The 16,601-nt window shown below is 48.9% G+C and carries 14 protein-coding genes and 1 pseudogene; 2 read left to right on the top strand and 13 right to left on the bottom strand.

What is annotated here, in order from left to right; genetic code table 11:
• From C1I60_RS25620 to C1I60_RS13760, 6 genes and pseudogenes are all read right to left on the bottom strand, one after another.
• Positions 1–198: pseudogene (locus tag C1I60_RS25620) on the bottom strand (hypothetical protein); the annotation flags it as partial.
• A gap of 102 nt (positions 199–300) precedes the next feature.
• The gene (locus tag C1I60_RS13780) at positions 301–507 is read right to left on the bottom strand and encodes an aspartyl-phosphate phosphatase Spo0E family protein (RefSeq protein WP_137062200.1); all 207 of its coding nucleotides are present in this window, start codon (positions 505–507) and stop codon (positions 301–303) included.
• A gap of 111 nt (positions 508–618) precedes the next feature.
• Positions 619–1,830 (bottom strand): aminotransferase class I/II-fold pyridoxal phosphate-dependent enzyme, encoded by a 1,212-nt coding sequence (locus C1I60_RS13775; protein WP_137062281.1) that lies wholly within the window; start codon positions 1,828–1,830, stop codon positions 619–621.
• A gap of 12 nt (positions 1,831–1,842) precedes the next feature.
• Positions 1,843–2,343, bottom strand: coding sequence for an Lrp/AsnC family transcriptional regulator (locus tag C1I60_RS13770; RefSeq protein WP_014280586.1), 501 nt, complete (start codon positions 2,341–2,343; stop codon positions 1,843–1,845).
• 144 nt (positions 2,344–2,487) lie between these two features.
• Positions 2,488–2,874, bottom strand: a complete 387-nt coding sequence (locus C1I60_RS13765) for a spore coat protein (RefSeq protein ID WP_014280585.1) — start codon at positions 2,872–2,874, stop codon at positions 2,488–2,490.
• 34 nt (positions 2,875–2,908) lie between these two features.
• Positions 2,909–3,145, bottom strand: coding sequence for a hypothetical protein (locus tag C1I60_RS13760; RefSeq protein ID WP_137062199.1), 237 nt, complete (start codon positions 3,143–3,145; stop codon positions 2,909–2,911).
• 439 nt (positions 3,146–3,584) lie between these two features.
• Here C1I60_RS13760 and C1I60_RS13755 point away from each other — a divergent pair, with 439 nt between their 5' ends.
• Entirely contained in the window at positions 3,585–4,823 is a 1,239-nt protein-coding gene (locus C1I60_RS13755; protein ID WP_137062198.1) for an NAD(P)/FAD-dependent oxidoreductase, read from the top strand.
• A gap of 76 nt (positions 4,824–4,899) precedes the next feature.
• Here the strand turns inward: C1I60_RS13755 and C1I60_RS13750 are convergent, their stop codons facing one another.
• The 4 genes from C1I60_RS13750 to C1I60_RS13735 all read right to left on the bottom strand — a co-directional run bounded on the left by C1I60_RS13750 (position 4,900) and on the right by C1I60_RS13735 (position 9,915).
• On the bottom strand, positions 4,900–6,153 hold the full coding sequence (locus C1I60_RS13750; RefSeq protein ID WP_137062197.1) for an MFS transporter: 1,254 nt from the start codon (positions 6,151–6,153) through the stop codon (positions 4,900–4,902).
• 115 nt (positions 6,154–6,268) lie between these two features.
• Entirely contained in the window at positions 6,269–7,018 is a 750-nt protein-coding gene (locus tag C1I60_RS13745) for a hypothetical protein (RefSeq protein ID WP_137062196.1), read from the bottom strand.
• Between the two features lie 54 nt (positions 7,019–7,072).
• On the bottom strand, positions 7,073–7,486 hold the full coding sequence (locus C1I60_RS13740; protein ID WP_137062280.1) for a DUF350 domain-containing protein: 414 nt from the start codon (positions 7,484–7,486) through the stop codon (positions 7,073–7,075).
• A 59-nt stretch (positions 7,487–7,545) separates the two neighbouring features.
• Positions 7,546–9,915, bottom strand: coding sequence for an endonuclease MutS2 (locus C1I60_RS13735; protein WP_137062195.1), 2,370 nt, complete (start codon positions 9,913–9,915; stop codon positions 7,546–7,548).
• A gap of 153 nt (positions 9,916–10,068) precedes the next feature.
• Here C1I60_RS13735 and C1I60_RS13730 point away from each other — a divergent pair, with 153 nt between their 5' ends.
• Positions 10,069–10,428 carry a phage holin family protein gene (locus tag C1I60_RS13730; protein WP_137062194.1) on the top strand — a complete coding sequence of 120 codons (360 nt, stop codon included), beginning with the start codon at positions 10,069–10,071 and terminating at the stop codon, positions 10,426–10,428.
• A 150-nt stretch (positions 10,429–10,578) separates the two neighbouring features.
• Here the strand turns inward: C1I60_RS13730 and C1I60_RS13725 are convergent, their stop codons facing one another.
• From C1I60_RS13725 to pheS, 3 genes are all read right to left on the bottom strand, one after another.
• Complete coding sequence (locus tag C1I60_RS13725; protein WP_137062193.1) at positions 10,579–12,603, bottom strand: DNA repair protein; 2,025 nt, start codon at positions 12,601–12,603, stop codon at positions 10,579–10,581.
• A 208-nt stretch (positions 12,604–12,811) separates the two neighbouring features.
• On the bottom strand, positions 12,812–15,259 hold the full coding sequence (pheT, locus tag C1I60_RS13720; RefSeq protein ID WP_137062192.1) for a phenylalanine--tRNA ligase subunit beta: 2,448 nt from the start codon (positions 15,257–15,259) through the stop codon (positions 12,812–12,814).
• Positions 15,260–15,287: 28 nt separating this feature from the next.
• Entirely contained in the window at positions 15,288–16,319 is a 1,032-nt protein-coding gene (gene pheS / locus C1I60_RS13715) for a phenylalanine--tRNA ligase subunit alpha (RefSeq protein WP_289306521.1), read from the bottom strand.
• Positions 16,320–16,601 lie beyond the last annotated feature (282 nt).

Here is a 16,601-nt window from a genome sequence, read left to right as displayed (position 1 = left end):
CTCGATGGTTGGAGCCTTTTCGCCCAGTTTATCCTTAAGCTTTTGCGCCAGCTCATCACGAATAATTGAAGCATCCCCTTGCTTATCCATGATAAAAATGGAGAAACTGTCCTTGTCCTTTCCCCCGCATCCCGCCAACAGCACGAGTACCAGCACTCCGATGATCCATGGCGAAAGCCTTTTCAGCCCTGCTCTCATATGTACGCCCCCTCTTCCATGCCACTAATATATCATAAGTTGTGAACGCAAAAAAAGAAGGCCCTGCGGCCTTCTCTATACGTACGGCTTGGCTTCACACGGTTACACCTTGCATTCTGTACCGTACAGCTTCATGTATTCGTTAATTTTCAAATCGAGCTTGCAACTGATCTCAATGACAAGATCAGAGGTGAAGGACTTCTCTTCCTGAAACGTCCGCATCATCTCATTGCGCAGGAACAAAATTTCATCTTCCAGGGAAATGTCGTATCCTATTGAACCCGATGAATGATATCCAACATATGACATGAGCACTCCTCCTGCAATTGAAAAATTGAACTTCCTGCTTTCAATTTTATATTATAGCATATAAATTTAGAAATAAAATACTTTTTTCTATGAATTACCCATAAAAAAATTTCAACCTTCTTTTTTTACTTTTTCTACAAATTGACCGATCCGATCCAATGCTTCCGTCAGTTGAGACACAGAGGTCGCATATGAGCAACGAAGGTAGCCTTCGCCTCCCAAACCGAATACGTTCCCCGGCACAGCCGCAACCTTGGCCTCTGCCAAAAGGCGCTGCGCAAACTCATCCGAGCTCAGCCCTGTGCTCTGAATACTTGGAAAAACATAAAAAGCCCCTCTCGGTTCGTGACATTCCAGACCAATTTCCCGGAACCCCTCGACCATCAGACGACGACGCTGATTGTAAGCCTCCACCATGCGATCCTTCTCGCCCAAACCATTGCGTAGACCCTCAAGAGCCGCAACCTGACCCATCGAAGGCGCACACATTACGGTATACTGGTGGATTTTAAGCATAGCGGCAATTAAATCAGGGTGCCCGCATGTATAACCAATACGCCAGCCGGTCATGGCGAAGGCTTTGGAGAAACCGCTGACGAGAATGGTACGATCCATCATGCCTGGCATAGCCGCGAAGCTGACATGCTTCTCACCATAGTTCAATTCTGCATAAATTTCATCAGAAATGACGATCAAATCATGCTTTTCTACAACTTTCGCAATCGGAAGCCAATCCTCATAGGTCATGGTCGCCCCGGTTGGATTGCTGGGATAGCATAAAATCAGCACTTTGGATTTAGGTGTGATTTTAGCCTCCAGCGCCTCTGCTGTCAGCTTGAATTCATCCTTGGCGAAGGTTTCAATCCCTACGGGAATACCACCGCCAATCGAAGTGATTGGAGAATACGAAATGTAACATGGCTCTGGAACCAGAATTTCGTCGCCGGGTACAATTAACGCACGCAAAGCGAGGTCAATCGCTTCGCTGCCGCCCACCGTTACGATAATTTCACTTTTGGGATCATAGCGGACTGCAAACTGCTCATCCAAATACTCACTAATCGCCTCACGCAGTTCAGGCGTCCCCGCGTTGGAAGTATAGCTGGTAAACCCCCGTTCCAATGAATAGACGCAGGCTTCCCGCATATGCCAAGGCGTTGTAAAATCCGGTTCGCCTACCCCCAGAGTAATAATATCCTTGTTGCCGCCCACCAGATCAAAAAACTTACGGATGCCCGAGGATGGAATCTCGCGCACCAACGGAGACAAATACGAACTCATGGCTTTGTTACTGTCAGTCAATGCTTCAGGTTTGATATTCATCATGATCTTCCTTTACGGCGAAATCATCAGACGATTATCTTCCTGATGATCTTCGAAGATAATTCCGTCCTGTTTGTATTTTTTTAGCGTAAAATTGGTCTTGGTGGACAGTACCGAATCAATAGGCGACAGCTTTTCCGACACAAAGTTCGCTACCTCACGAAGATTGCGTCCTTCTACTTCCACTAATAAGTCGTATGCACCGGACATGAGATATACCGATTTAACTTGTGGATACAAATAAATCCGTTCAGCGATGCCTTCAAATCCTCTTCCCCGCTCCGGTGTAATTTGCACCTCAATTAAAGCAGTAACCTTTTCGTCGTCAACTTTATCCCAATTGACCACAGCGGCATATTTGACGATTACATGTTGGTCTTCAAGCTCTTTAATCGCAGTACATACATCCTGCTCGGCAACTCCCAGCAAGGTAGCAAGCAGAGTTGGTGTCCTTCTTGCATCTTCTTTTAACAATTCCAGCACTTTTAATTTCAAGTCATTCAGTTCAGTCATTCTACATAAGGCCTCCATCAAAAGAGATTACTATACATCATACAATACGCGCTTTAAACCTGCAAAGAAAAACCGCCCACCCCGGTGAACCCGGCAGACGGACGGCTTGTTATGAGAAAGAGCTTCAAAAGCGGAGTGCCCTGTTTACATATAGTAAGGGTTGTTTTGGTGAGAAGGCTGGCCCTGTTGATGCATAGGCTGGCTATACACTCCCGCGGAGGACGATTTTTGCTGAATGAACTGCTGGCATTCCTGTTGGGTTTTTCGGGCTTCCTGAATCTGTTTGTCCAAATCGGTGCGCAACGCTTTGGTCGTGGTGGAGTACATGTTGTTCTGACTCATCAAACGGTACAAATCACCTTGCAGACGCAGTGTATCGCTCGTAAGGTCGGTGAAAAGCTGGCGCACAGACGGACAATTGGATTCAGTTGTTGCCGTTGTATATTCTCCCACCGTACGTTTCATATCGGCAAGAATGGTATAGAGCAAATCTTCTTCGGGCATAAATGACGTATTGTTCTGTGAAAACATCGTGATATTACCTCCTTTGTTGGTTAATCCATAATTACTGCTGGGGTTGCATAGGAGCAAGCTGCTGGTGCTGTTGAAGGGCATTTGAAAGCATGTTCAGGTGGTGCTCATGAGTTCTTGCGAATTGCAGACAAGCTTGCTGAATGGCAGGATGCTGAATAGATGCTGCCGTTGCCGCACATTGCTTGAGCAGCAGTTCTTCATTGGAAATGGAGTCCACGATGTACTCCAGTTCTTTGCCGGTCAAAGGTTGCATGTTCGTAGATTGCATGGTCTGTGCCTCCTTAAATGTTTTGTTGCACGCTGATTAGCTTGTCCTTTTAGCGGAATTATATGTATATGGGAAGAGGAGCGGAGTTTATCGAAATTTGACGATTTAGTGAGGGTGGTTCTGCTATCGAGGACGCTACGCGATCCATTTGATCTTACGATCGCTGTTGCCACGGGATTCTTTGATTTTGTAAAACATTTATGAGGTAAGAATCCCGTGGCAAAGGCGAGCGCTTCGCTTCTTCAGATTCAAATGGATCACTTCGCTGCTTCGGCGGGAACGCCCACCACTAAGGCGCCAAGATCTCGACAAGACTCCGACGAGATTGGGAGTGATAAGGGCTTTAACGATTTTTACAGCCTTTAGAACTAAGACCTTGATTACTTTAAATAACTACACACATTGAATATTACTTATTGTTAATAAGGAGTGTTTTGTTATGGAATTGATTAGTGGGAATACGTATTGGCCTAGCACCCTGGAGCAGAAACTGGATTTTCCTGCTTTAACAGAAGATTTGACTTGTGATGTGCTTATCGTCGGGGGTGGGATGGGTGGCTCTCTCTGTGCCCGGCTGCTGGGAGAACAACAGGTGGATACGGTGGTCATTGACAAGCGTAAGCTGGCGCATGGAAGTTCTTCGGCCAATACCGGATTGCTGCAATATAGCAATGATAAGACGCTGACCTCTTTTATCAACACTTTTGGTGAAGCTAATGGGGTGCTGTTTTATCGGATGTGTAAGGATGCTCTGGATCAGTTGGAAAAGCTGGCCAGCACAGTGGACATCGATCCGTCCTTGATCCGTCGCAGCAGCCTGTATTATGCGAGTACGCCAGAGGATGTGTCGGTGCTTCAAAAAGAATTCGAACAGTTAACCCGCTTTGGATTCCCAGTGGAATATTGGAATGAGCAACAGGTGGCGGCCCGTTTCCCTTTTCGAAAACCGGCTGCGCTGTATACACACGAAGATGCTGAGGTGAACCCGTTTCGTTTTGTACAGGGACTCCTGCAATACGCCAGCTGCCTTGGTGTACAATTATATGAACATACCGAAGCGAAGCATTTTAAATTTGGCGACAATGAGGTAGTTTGTCATACCAGCGGTGGAACCATCCGGGCGAAAAAGGTTATTTTTGCAGCAGGCTATGAATCACAGGAAATCAAAAAGGATCGCGGAGCCATACTGGAAAGCTCTTATGCTATTGCCACCAAGCCGATTGGAGATTCAGCCATGTGGCACGAACAATGTCTAATATGGGAAACCGCCCGTCCTTATTTGTATATACGCTCCACTGCGGATGGACGCGTGATTATCGGGGGGTTGGATGAGCCTGTACTCGACCCGAGACAGCGTGAAGTCAGACTGCTGCACCAACAGAAAAAACTGCTGCAAGCATTACAGAAGCATTTTCCCGATATACCATTCAAGATTGATTATGCATGGGCAGCCGTCTTTGGCTCCTCCCATGATGGTTTACCGTATATTGGCCCGCACCCGCGCTTTCCGAACTGCTACTTTTTGGAGGGCTACGGAGGAAACGGTACAGTCACCAGCATGATGGCTGCGCAGTTGTTGGCTGATGAACTGACGGGCACACATCGACCTGAGATGGAGCTTTTTTCACTAACGCGTACCACCAAGCCTTCACCTGAAATCACGGAGCCGCTGGCTTAGTAAATACAAAATACGAAAGAGCCTCCCATTCCCATTTTCGTGGGTTAGGAGGCTCTTTTTGAATATATATTTCAAGCTATTCGGTTTGCCTGTGCCAGCGTCGTGCCTTGGAATGAGACTTGCTCTGCTTCGTTGTTTGTTCCTTCTTTAGTACATTGCGCATAAATACCCATCCCGCCACGGGCATTAACGCAAGCCCAATCAATAACCAGATCATCGCTATAGGTGCCTTGCTCATACTCAACACAACCAGAAAGATAAGCATTCCGGTCAATCGACCTACCATTAGACACAGCTCGCGCAGTACGACCAGCTCCACCCTCTGATTAACATCCTCTTCACTCACGCCCATCAGGTCAAAGCTCGCAGAAATCATCGGGATTAAATATAACGGCAAAAACAAGGCGGTTCCGATGCCCATTATCAGCAACGTGCTATATTGCATCCGCCACAGTAACGGAAAAAGCACAATCACCAGCAGCACGGCACCCAACAGCATGCCAATCGCACGATACTGTGGCTTGAGCCATTTGCCAACAGCCCAAAAGCTGAAAAATGAAACTGCGGATGTAATAAGCGAAAACTGCGCCAGCTTCCACTCCTGCTGTGTTACCACGTACACAAGCAGCGTAATCAGGAAGGCAAAAACTCCTTCACGAATGCCCTGGGTAACAAGCGACAAAGACAATGGTCGCCACATACTTCCTTTTTGCGACAAACGTTGCTTGGGCTCCAGCCAATTGTAACTTCCTGTCGTATTACGCTTGCGAAGAAAGAAACTCAGCACCACCCCTACCACATAAAGTGCCAGAGAGATACTAAATATCACGCGGTATCCCGCATCATCCTCCATACGGGCGATAATCCAGCCGGACAGCCAGGGACCGACAATACCTGAAAATGAGCCCAGCAGACCGACCCAGCCATTAAAATGATCCCGGCTTACCCGATCTGTGACTTCGAAAAAAATCACATTAAAAGCCAGCCAGAACAAACCCAGCGCTGCACCCAATAGCATCCCTAACGGCCATATGTAGTTTACGGCCTGCGATCCCGTATATAAAACCACCAGATAAAATAACCCGGACAATGCGGTCCCTACGCGCAGAGCATTCATTTTGTTATGCTCCTTGACCCATTTTCCAGCCACCCAAACCATGATTCCCAGCGCAATTTGCTGGCTGACATTAAACCAGCCAATCATCGCGTAATCCTGCCTGCTTTTCCACAGATATACGTTAAGAAAAGTACCTGACAAAGCTGCCGCAAAAACAAACAATCCATTCAGGCTTAGCAGCAGAATGGATTGTCCGTTCAGGTTTGATTTCAATATAGTTCCCCCTAACCGAAAATCACCATTCAGCTCCTTTTAACTCAGCTTGCTTCAGAGCTTCTTCGGTTTAAGATGCCCGTGTTCAACTTGGGCTTATCCGGGGGAATATGATTTAATTGTTGGAAATACCACTCAGCTTCTCTAACAAACGCAATCGGTCATCCTCTGACAACGTCTGCTGAACATGGAAGCAGCTTGGACATACATATACATTTAAGACAAACGGCAAATCCAGAACAGGTCTGCCGAGCGCAGGAGAAATCGACGGTACAAACCCTTCCCCTGTCACGGTTTGCGAACCTGCATGCAGCATATATTCACCGCACTGGGAACATTCGAGCACCTCATCTTGTCTGTCGAGAATTTGTTCAGCGCCTTGTTCATAGGCCATCAGATCCGCACCGCTTTCTTCGAATTTTTGCAGGGTATGCAGCACAGGCAGCTTGTGAAGCTCGTTGTCCTGCAACAACGGAGCATCGGCAGGCTTTTCTACTATGATTTCATTCTCAGCTTCATATAAAATATCCTGCTCATCCTCGTCCCCAAGCTGGATGCTCAAGGTGCGATAGCCCTTTAGGTCTTCCTTCCCAGAGAGAGACGCGGCTTGACCCGCAGAAGCCACATCATCATGGCTGTGTTCGTGGTCATGTGCATGAGTACGCATGTGCTCACTTTCTACATGCCGGTGCTCATCCGTATGCCCATGAACATATGCAGAATCAGACTCCGTTTCATCTTCATCATCGGTAATATCCGAATACCCTTTCAGGTCGTTATGGCAATAAGGGCACTCTTCTTCAGGTCCCAATTCTTCATCCCAAATAATTTCCATGTTACACCATGGACAAATAGTCATTTCCAAGCTTCATCATCCTTCCGTTCCATGCGTATACCAAGCTCTAGTATACAGGATGTGTCAAGTTACACTGGCACCGATCACATAAGATAACGATATCGAGATAATCATGGAGAACAAGCCGACAGCGCGGTTGTCCTCCTTAATCTCCTGATCGATTGAAAATACCGGTGTCAGAAACTCAAACAGAAAGTACGCCGCAAGCAGCAGTAAAAAGCCGACGAACGACCAAATCATCGTATCGTACACGCTGGATTTGGCTTCCATCGCAAAGCGGAGCACGTTGCAAATACCGAACATTTTCCCGCCCGTAGCCATCGCAACTGAAATATTGCCGCGTTTGATCTCTTCCCAGCATTTATACCGGGTTACCAGCTCAAAGCAACACAAAAATACAATCAGCTCCAGCACCGCCACCGAGAAATAACCCAGCATCATTCCTAACGGATGTGACAGCAATTCATCAATCGCCATCTTCACTTTGTCCCTCCCGTTCTACAAAGCTTTCCTGGACGGAGCCGGTAACCCGTAGCTCATTCCAATTCAGCAACAGTCACGCCTGTGCCGCCTTCATTGTAATTTCCGATACGGTAGCTTTTCACATGCTTATGCTTGCGAAGGTACTCCTGAATACCGGTCCGAAGAACCCCTGTACCCTTGCCATGAATAATGTGTACCTGCCCCAGATTGGCCAGAAATGCTTCATCCATGAAGCGATCTACCTCCATCAGCGCTTCCTCCACGTTCGCACCGCGCAGATCAAGCTCGTTTCGCACATGATCATCCCGTGTCCGCTTAATGCCGGTTACCGGCTTCTGAGCTCTCGGTGCAGTTGTTTGGGCGGGTTGCAGCAGCTCCAGATCGTCCAGACTGACCTTCATTTTCATGATTCCCAGTTGCACCACCGCTTCCTTGCTGCCGGACAGTTCCACCACATGACCTTTTTTATTCAGGCTGTGAACGGATACCTCATCACCAGCTACGATAGAGCGAGTACGTGCAGCGACAGGGCGCTTGACTGCACTTTTCTTACGATGTTTCGGTTCCGCTTCATCCAGCTCTCTGCGAGCTGCAATCAGCCTATGTTCCTTAACAGAGGCTCCTTCTTCCTGAGCCAACTTACGCAGATCGGCAATGATTTTCTCCGCTTCGCTGCGAGCTTTGTCCACGAGACCTCTCGCTTCGTCCGCAGCTTTTTCCAGCATACGGTCCCGCTGTGCTTCCAGCTTATCCAGCTCATTCTGGTGACGGGTGCGCAGTTCTTCCATTTCACCGCGCAATTGTTCCGCCTTTTCCCGCTCTTGCTCTGCTGTCAAACGGTTCTGTTCCAGTGACGCAATCATATGCTCTACGCGCTGATCTTCTTCCGTCACCTCACCACGGGCATAATCAAGAATACGGCCCGGCAATCCCAAGCGCTCAGCAATGGCAAAAGCGTTGCTTCGACCGGGCACACCCACGAGAAGACGGTATGTCGGGCTTAATGTAGCAACATCAAACTCCATGCTCGCATTAATGATTCCTTTGCGCTCATAGGCATAGGCCTTTAATTCACTGTAGTGAGTTGTCGCAACCATACGGCAACCCAAAGCATGCATATGCTCCAGAATGGATACAGCCAAAGCCGAGCCTTCCGCAGGATCGGTTCCTGCACCTACCTCATCAAGCAGCACAAGGCTTTTTGGCGTCATATTTTTCAGGATGCTGATAATGTTGGTCATATGACTGGAAAAGGTACTCAGGTTTTGCTCAATGCTTTGCTCGTCACCAATATCTGCATAGATCGCATCAAATACGCATAGCTGGCTTTCGTCTTCTACAGGCACAAAAAGTCCCGACATCGCCATCAGACTAAGCAAGCCAATGGTTTTTAGCGTAACGGTTTTCCCCCCTGTATTCGGTCCGGTTACGATAATGGAGGTGTACGAATTGCCCAGCTCCACATCAATCGGAACGACCTGCTCCAACGGAATAAGAGGGTGTCTGCCTTTTTTCAGCTTCAAGTAACCACGATCATTCATCAAAGGCAAGGTTGCCTTCATCTCACGAGCAAGACGCGCTTTGGCAAAAATAAAATCAAGCGTCCCCAAAACATCTACATCATATAGCAGCATATCCGCTTGTTCTGCAACAAGTGCGGTCAGCTTTTGTAAAATCACTTCGATCTCGCGTTCTTCTCTCAACCGTGTTTCCCGCAGCTTGTTGTTCATGGCCACGATGGATTCAGGCTCAATAAACAGCGTTGCACCGGACCCGGATTGATCATGCACAATTCCGCCAAAATAAGAACGATACTCGGCTTTAACCGGAATTACAAAACGGTCTCCACGGATCGTAATCAACTGATCCTGAAGCATTTTGGATACGGTGGAGGAACGAATCATGGAATCGAGCTTTTCCCGAATACGCACTTCACCCGAGCGCAGCTCTCTGCGGATTTGTGAAAGCTCTGTACTGGCAGAATCCAGCACCTCTGCATTTTCGTCGATACAGCCTTTAATCGAGTTTTCCAGACCTCTCTGTTCTGAAAGCTGCTCACTCCAATACAGCAGTGTTTCGACTGGATTTTCCTCATGCAAACTTGCCACGTACACCTGTACACGGCGTGCAGCCTGAACTGTTGTCCGAATGCCAAGCAGCTCCTGTGGACTCAGTGTTCCGCCGATACGGGCGCGCTTGACCGCCGGAGTAATATCCACGACTCCGTTAAACGAGGGTACTCCTTTAAGTCGATCGGCAGCATAGGCCTCATCCGTGCCTTTCAGCAATTTCTTGATATGTTCCAAATCATCGCTGGGCTGTAGCCGCTGGGCTGTCTGCTGACCAATCGCGGTCTGAGCATAGTGACTTAGTTTATTTAAAATTTTTTGATATTCTAGGGTTTTGAAAATTTTAGAGTCCAACTTCACTACTCCTTTCACTTATATCTATATTATAACGAAAGCCGCGCACTTACGCTATTTGCCAACTCTGTTTTACACATAAGAAAGCCGTTTATGCCACACAATAACCTTTGTATAACCCTGTACATTCAAAAAAACAAAGGAGGTTATTCCGTGAGCATTCTCGGTCACATTGTGCGTTTCATCGTTGCCGCTTTGGTTCTGATGGTCGTAAGCTGGATCGTTCCCGGCTTTAGTGTAGGCGGCTTTTGGAGCGCGCTGATCCTTGCCATTGTCATTGCCTTGATCGGTTACATCATTGAGGCTATGTTTGGCCGACGCGTTTCACCATTCGGACGTGGTATCGTAGGCTTTCTGGTGAGCGCTCTGGTTATCTGGATCGCTCAATATATCGTAACTAGTGTCAGTGTTTCCGTTCTGGGCGCATTGCTCGCTGCATTGGTTATCGGGATTATCGACCTGTTCATTCCGGTAGCGACACCGTTTGAAGCCGGCCGCAAGAGCGAGAAATAATTTGGGTTCACATTCCGACAAGGCTGTTCCACAGCAGATTTCTTCTGCCGCTGGATAGCCTTTTGTCATCCGAAAACCGAATAGGATACTGCATACAAATAATCCCCGGCGATAAGCAGCCGGGGATTGCATTACATTTATAATCCGTATCTACTGATCCTGTTCGATTAATTCAATCCACTCATTATACTCGGATTGAAGCTTGGTATACTCTTCTTGCAATTGACGTAGTTCCATCGATATCTTCTCCGTATGTTCCCGATCCACATCCTGCTGAACCTGTAAAAGACGAAGCTGATGAGCCGCCAGCTCATACTTCTGACCGACTTCCTCCAGTTCGGACTGTAAAGCTATCCGTTCCTGATCTACAGATCGCTGTTCAGCCTTCGCCGCCTCGGCAGCTTCAACGGCCAAACGAATTTCCTCTTGAAGCTGTTCCTTTTGTTCAACAGTTACGGCTATTTCCCGTTCCCACGAGGCAAATTCTTTCTTACGTGCAGCATCTTCGGTCTCCAAACGTTCCGCTTCGGCCTTCAACTGCTCATATTTAAGCTGCCATTCCAGTGATTCCTCTTCGGCACGTTCCAGTTCCTTCCGCCGTTCGCTATCCTCACGTTGGAGCTGCTTGATATTCTGTCCCAGTTGCTCCGCCCGGCTCTTCATGCTTCCATACTGTTCCTGAAGCGTTTTGTAAGCCTTTGTTCCCTCTTGCTCACGCAGGATTGCCTTCTCCAGCTCATCCTGAACGCGAATCAGCTCAGGTGAAAGCTCCTTGATTCTCGCTTCCAACTGCGACAGACGTTGCTGCTGTGCAGCAAACTTATGATTTACAGCTTCAACCTCAGCCACCGCATGCTGTAATTGCTCCTGTACAGTCTCCTTCTGTTCACGTACTTCCAGTATCGAAAGCTCCAGCTCATCTACTGCGTGCTGGCGTTCCTCTGCAAGCTTCTGCCAAGACTTCTCACTTTCGGCCAGTGTAGCCAACTCACTTTGCAGTTTGCGGGAGGACACATGCGCCTGTTCCAGCAACTTCTGCATCCGGCGCTGTTCTTCCTCCAGCTTGGCCGCCTGCTGCTGCGTTGCCTTGGCTTCCGCCGCCAATTCATTGTAACGGCTTTGCAGCTCTTCACGCGCAAGCGTATCCGCCTGCTCACGCTCTGTCGCAGCCTGTCGCTGCGTTTCCAGCATAGACTCCAGCTCGGACTGCTGTTGCTTCAATGCTGCAACCTGCTCTTGCGCCTCTCCCAGACGGGAAGACAGCTCTGCACTGCCTGATTGTACCTGCTCCAATTGCTCTTGAAGCTCCTCGATCCGAATTTCCTGCTCCAATGCAGCTTCCTCGGCCCGTTTCTCCGCTTCCAGATGCTGGAGCTTTTCCTCATTCAGCACCAGTTCCGCCTGTTTACGCTCCTGCTCCAACTGCTCACTCAGCCCGGACCACTTGTCCTGCCATTCGGTGACCTTCCGGCTATGCTCCTGCTGCAAAGCTGAACGCAGCTTGTCCAGCTCTGTACGCTGGCGCTCCTGATGAGCCTTTTCCGCAGCCGACAGCTTGGCTTCCGCCTGCTTGACCGCTTCGGCCAGCTCCTTCCTGGTTTGCTCCTCCATCTGGCGGATACGGGCATTTGCCGCCTCCTGCTGTTCTTTCAGCTTAAGTGCAGCTTCCTGACGGGACTCCTCCAATTGACGTTCAGCCTGCTTTCGTCCATTTTCGAGTTCTACCGCTTTTTTCTCCTGCTGTTCCAGCTTCGCCTTTAATTCGGCAATTTCCCTAGCTGATGCGGATTCGTTCTCCGTCCACTTTTTCAGAAGTGTTTCCTTCTCTGCCTTCAATTGGGCAAAAGACTGTTGCAAATCCGTATTCTTTTGCTGCTGTTCTCCAAGAGCCGTCTGAAGTTGAGCCAGTTCGCCCCGAAGCTCCGCCCGCTCCCCGGCCAACCGGTTCATATGACTCTGAATTTCCTGAATTTGTACAGCTTCTTCTGCCATATGAACCGCAGCCAGCACAGCAATTCGGGGCATATCAAGACGCGAATGAGCCTGAGAAATGCTATGCATGCGTTCATCCACGTAATTGGCAACCTGCTTCATATAATCGGTATTACTTCCGACGAGTTTATAAGAAGTACCGTAGATCTCTACAGTGACGCGAGTACGATCTGGTGTAGTCACAATTAAGCCCTCCTTCAATACTACTGTATGTTGATTCTAAGTTGTGTCCGGTACTATGGTAACCCGCCCTTCGTGAAGCGTTCAACCCCATTAGTCCGGCTTCCCCGCAGCGGGTGAATATCAGAGTAGAGAGCTTCCATGATGATAGGCCAAAAAGCCGTATCGAACCTCTGTCACTAAGATTCGATACGGCTCCCCGCATTTCCTGCTACTTTCTCAATTCCGCTTCAAAAGTTTGTTCCAGAGACGTAACGACAGGAATATGCGCCGCATTAATCTCTTCATCCGTCAACGTATGCTCCCAGTGACGGTAGGTCAGAGAGATAGCTACGCTCTTCTTGTCTTCGCCAAGCTTACTGCCTGTAAATACATCAAACACCCGTGCATCCTGCAATAGCTCTCCGCCTGCCGCATGAATCACACGCAGCAATTCGCCTGCCTCAACGTCCTTATTCACCACGAGGGCTATATCGCGCTCCACAGACGGGAAGCGGGCCAGCTCTCTGAACTGAATATGACTGTTGGCGTGTTCGATCACCTGTTGCAACTCAATTTCCGCTACATACGTATCATTCAGCCCATAAGACTGTTGCAGCTCCGGATGGATCTGCCCGATGGTGCCGATTCGTTGGGAGGCCCCATTCACATCCAGCCATACCGAGGCAGAACGCCCCGGATGATAGCTTTGCGGCTGGTCAGCCACATAACGGATGCTTGCATCCAGTCCGAAATAGCCAAATACCGTTTCCAGCGCGCCTTTAATATCAAAGAAATCGACCTTCTCAGCACCGATATTCCATTGTTTTTCACGGCGTACACCAGTCAGTAGCAGACTGAGCACTTGAATTTCCTGCGGCTGGCGGGTCAACGTTTGTTCCGCGGTATAAAATACAGTTCCTATTTCGAAAATCGCCAGATTTTCCTGCTTTCGGTTCATGTTGTACACTGCTGTATCCAGCATTTGTGGAATGATGCTTGTACGCAGCACACTGCGGTCTTCGCTCATTGGCATCGCCAAGCGTACCGGATGGCTGCCCTCTGTCAGTGCATTAAACAAGCCTGTACTTTCCGGATGCACAAACGAGTAACTAATTGTCTCTTGCCAGCCGCCATGAGCCAGTAATTTGCGCAGTGAACGGCGTAGCGATTGCGAAGCTGTCAAAGCTCCCGGTGTCGTCGGTCCTTCAATCGGTGTTGTAGGGATATTATCGTAACCATAGAGACGAGCTACCTCTTCAATCAAATCCACATCCATGGAAATATCGCCACGGCGCGTAGGTACTTCGACTTCCAGCACTCCTTGCCCAGCATCACCGCATCCGAAATGAAGCCTGCCGAATATCGTTTTTACTTCAAGCAGCGACAACTCTGTTCCCAAATATCGGTTCACTTTATCCAGCGACAGCTTAATAATCCGGTTTTCGGCCCTTGCAGAAGCAGATTCCACGATTCCTTGATGCACAGTGCCTCCTGCATAACGCTGAATCAGCGCAGCCGCACGGTTCACCGCAGGTACAACAGCACCCGGATCAACCTCTTTTTCAAAACGCAGGCTTGCTTCGGAACGAAGTCCAAGCTGACGGGACGTTTTGCGTACCGTACCGCCGTCAAACTTCGCGGATTCCAGCGCTATGCTGACCGTCGCATCCGTAACTTCGGAATTCGCTCCGCCCATCACCCCTGCCAACGCAATCGGCTTCACGCCGTCTGTAATCAGCAGCATATGCGGCTCCAGCTTCCGCTCCTGATCGTCCAGTGTAACCAATGTTTCACCTGCACGAGCGAGACGCACTTCAATGTTGCCATTTTCCAGCTTATCCGCATCAAAAGCATGTAACGGCTGACCGTATTCCAGCATGACATAGTTCGTAATATCCACGATGTTGTTGATCGGACGAACTCCCGCCGCCATCAGGCGGTTTTGAATCCACAGTGGAGAGGCCCCCACTTTCACACCCGTGATATAGCGAGCCGCATAATGCGTACACAGTTCAGGTGTATCCACCTTTACCGACAGATGATCTGCCGCCGCATCGCTGATTTCCACCAAATCCTTAGCCGGGTCAGACAGCGAAATATCACGCCCCAAAATCGCGCTCACTTCATAAGCCGCTCCATGCATACTCAAGCAATCCGAACGGTTTGGTGTCAGATCAAAATCCAGCACCTGATCATCCAGCGCCAGCAGCTTCGTAATCGGCGTACCGATTTCAGCATCCTCAGGCAATACGAGAATACCTTCCTGCAGCTCTTTGGGCAGCAGCTTGTCATTCATGCCCAGTTCCTTCGCCGAGCAGATCATGCCCATGGACACAACACCACGCAGCTTGGCCTTTTTAATCTGAAAATCTCCCGGCAGCTTCGCGCCCACGACGGCAACAGGAACCTTTTGCCCTGCATCCACATTTTTGGCGCCACACACGATTTGCAGATCTTCCTCTTGGCCCGCATCGACGATACACACATTCAGCTTATCCGCATCAGGGTGTTTTTCCTTGCTTTTGACATAACCGACCACGACGCCAGTAATCCCTTTGTTGCGATGTTCGACCTCATCAATTTCAATACCCGAACGGGTGATTTTCTCTGCCAGATCCTCCGCGCTCACATGATCCAGCGACGCATACTCGGATAGCCAATCGAATGATACTTTCATATGGGTTCACTTCCCTTGATATAGTTGTTTATTGACGCGCAAACTGCTTCAAGAATGACAGGTCACTGTTATAAAAATGACGAATATCGTCAATGCCGTATTTCAAAATGGCAATCCGTTCTACACCCATACCGAATGCAAAGCCGCTATATACCTCGGGATCAAAACCGCCCATTTCCAGCACTTTCGGATGCATCATGCCACAGCCCAAAATTTCGATCCATACGCGCTCGCCATTTTTCTTTACAAAAGTCACGTCTACCTCAGCACTCGGCTCGGTAAACGGAAAGAAGCTTGGACGCAGACGGATTTCGGTCGATTCCCCGAACATTTCGCGTGCAAATTGCAGCAAGGTTCCTTTCAGATCACTCATGCGAATATCTTTACCAACAACAATCCCTTCAATTTGGTGGAATTGGAAAGAATGCGTAGCATCGTCATCATCACGTCGAAAAACCGTACCCGGACAAATGACCTTGATAGGTGTTTCGCCCTTCATCGCCTCCATTGCGCGAATCTGAACGGGTGACGTATGGGTACGCATCAACAGATCCTCGGTCAGATAAAACGAATCCTGCATATCCCGCGCCGGGTGATTCTTAGGCAGGTTCAACGCTTCAAAGTTATAATAATCCGTCTCAGCCTGTGGACCCTCCGCAACTCGGTAACCCATACCGGTAAAAATGTCCTCAATCTGCTCAATTACTTTGTTGAGTGGATGCAATCCACCTTGCGGCAATGTGCGTCCAGGCAGCGTAACGTCGATCTTTTCCGCTTGCAGACGCTCATTCGTTTCTGCTTTGGTGAACTCGTCCTGTTTACGATTGACGACTTCTTCAATCGCCTCGCGCACTTCATTGGCTACTTGTCCAACAACTGGACGTTCTTCCGCGCTCAGCTTGCCCATACCGCGCAAAATTTCAGTCAAGGCACCCTTTTTACCCGAATATTTGACCCGCAGATCGGCCAGCTCCTTGGGCGTTGCCACCTTCTCCAATACTTCCAATGCTTCTTCCTTCAAGGCCAGCAAATGTTCCTTCATTTGGATGGTTTCGCTCATCGCCTGTTCAGTCCCCTTTCTTCATATCCAGCTTTTCAGACAACAAAAAAAGGTCCTTTCTCCCGGTAAAGGGACGAAAAGACCGTGGTACCACCCTCGTTAGACAATCCTTCTAAGCACATCCCGCGCTTTGCCTTTCGACAATACAGGTGTTATCCATGCTATGCATGATCATCTCGCTCTGCACGTTGTAACGGTCGTGAACCGGTATCCCCTACTTGCCCGCTTGCCATCTACAGATGGCATATGAGGTTCAAGGAACTGCTCCGGAGCGAACTTCAA

The sequence above is a fragment of the Paenibacillus terrae genome, assembly GCF_005217525.1.
GTDB classification, from domain to species: Bacteria; Bacillota; Bacilli; order Paenibacillales; family Paenibacillaceae; genus Paenibacillus; species Paenibacillus terrae_C.
Note: the sequence above shows the minus strand (reverse complement) of the source record. Positions and strands in the feature narration are given on the sequence as shown.

What these genes read in the sequence shown, in the direction of transcription:
- C1I60_RS13765 (WP_014280585.1), bottom strand. Translation starts at nt 2,874, where the DNA reads ATGTTTTCACAGAACAATACGTCATTTATGCCCGAAGAAGATTTGCTC.
- C1I60_RS13755 (WP_137062198.1), top strand. Translation starts at nt 3,585, where the DNA reads ATGGAATTGATTAGTGGGAATACGTATTGGCCTAGCACCCTGGAGCAG.
- C1I60_RS13770 (WP_014280586.1), bottom strand. Translation starts at nt 2,343, where the DNA reads ATGACTGAACTGAATGACTTGAAATTAAAAGTGCTGGAATTGTTAAAA.
- pheT (WP_137062192.1), bottom strand. Translation starts at nt 15,259, where the DNA reads ATGAAAGTATCATTCGATTGGCTATCCGAGTATGCGTCGCTGGATCAT.
- C1I60_RS13760 (WP_137062199.1), bottom strand. Translation starts at nt 3,145, where the DNA reads ATGCAATCTACGAACATGCAACCTTTGACCGGCAAAGAACTGGAGTAC.
- C1I60_RS13775 (WP_137062281.1), bottom strand. Translation starts at nt 1,830, where the DNA reads ATGAATATCAAACCTGAAGCATTGACTGACAGTAACAAAGCCATGAGT.
- C1I60_RS13780 (WP_137062200.1), bottom strand. Translation starts at nt 507, where the DNA reads ATGTCATATGTTGGATATCATTCATCGGGTTCAATAGGATACGACATT.
- pheS (WP_289306521.1), bottom strand. Translation starts at nt 16,319, where the DNA reads ATGAGCGAAACCATCCAAATGAAGGAACATTTGCTGGCCTTGAAGGAA.
- C1I60_RS13740 (WP_137062280.1), bottom strand. Translation starts at nt 7,486, where the DNA reads ATGGCGATTGATGAATTGCTGTCACATCCGTTAGGAATGATGCTGGGT.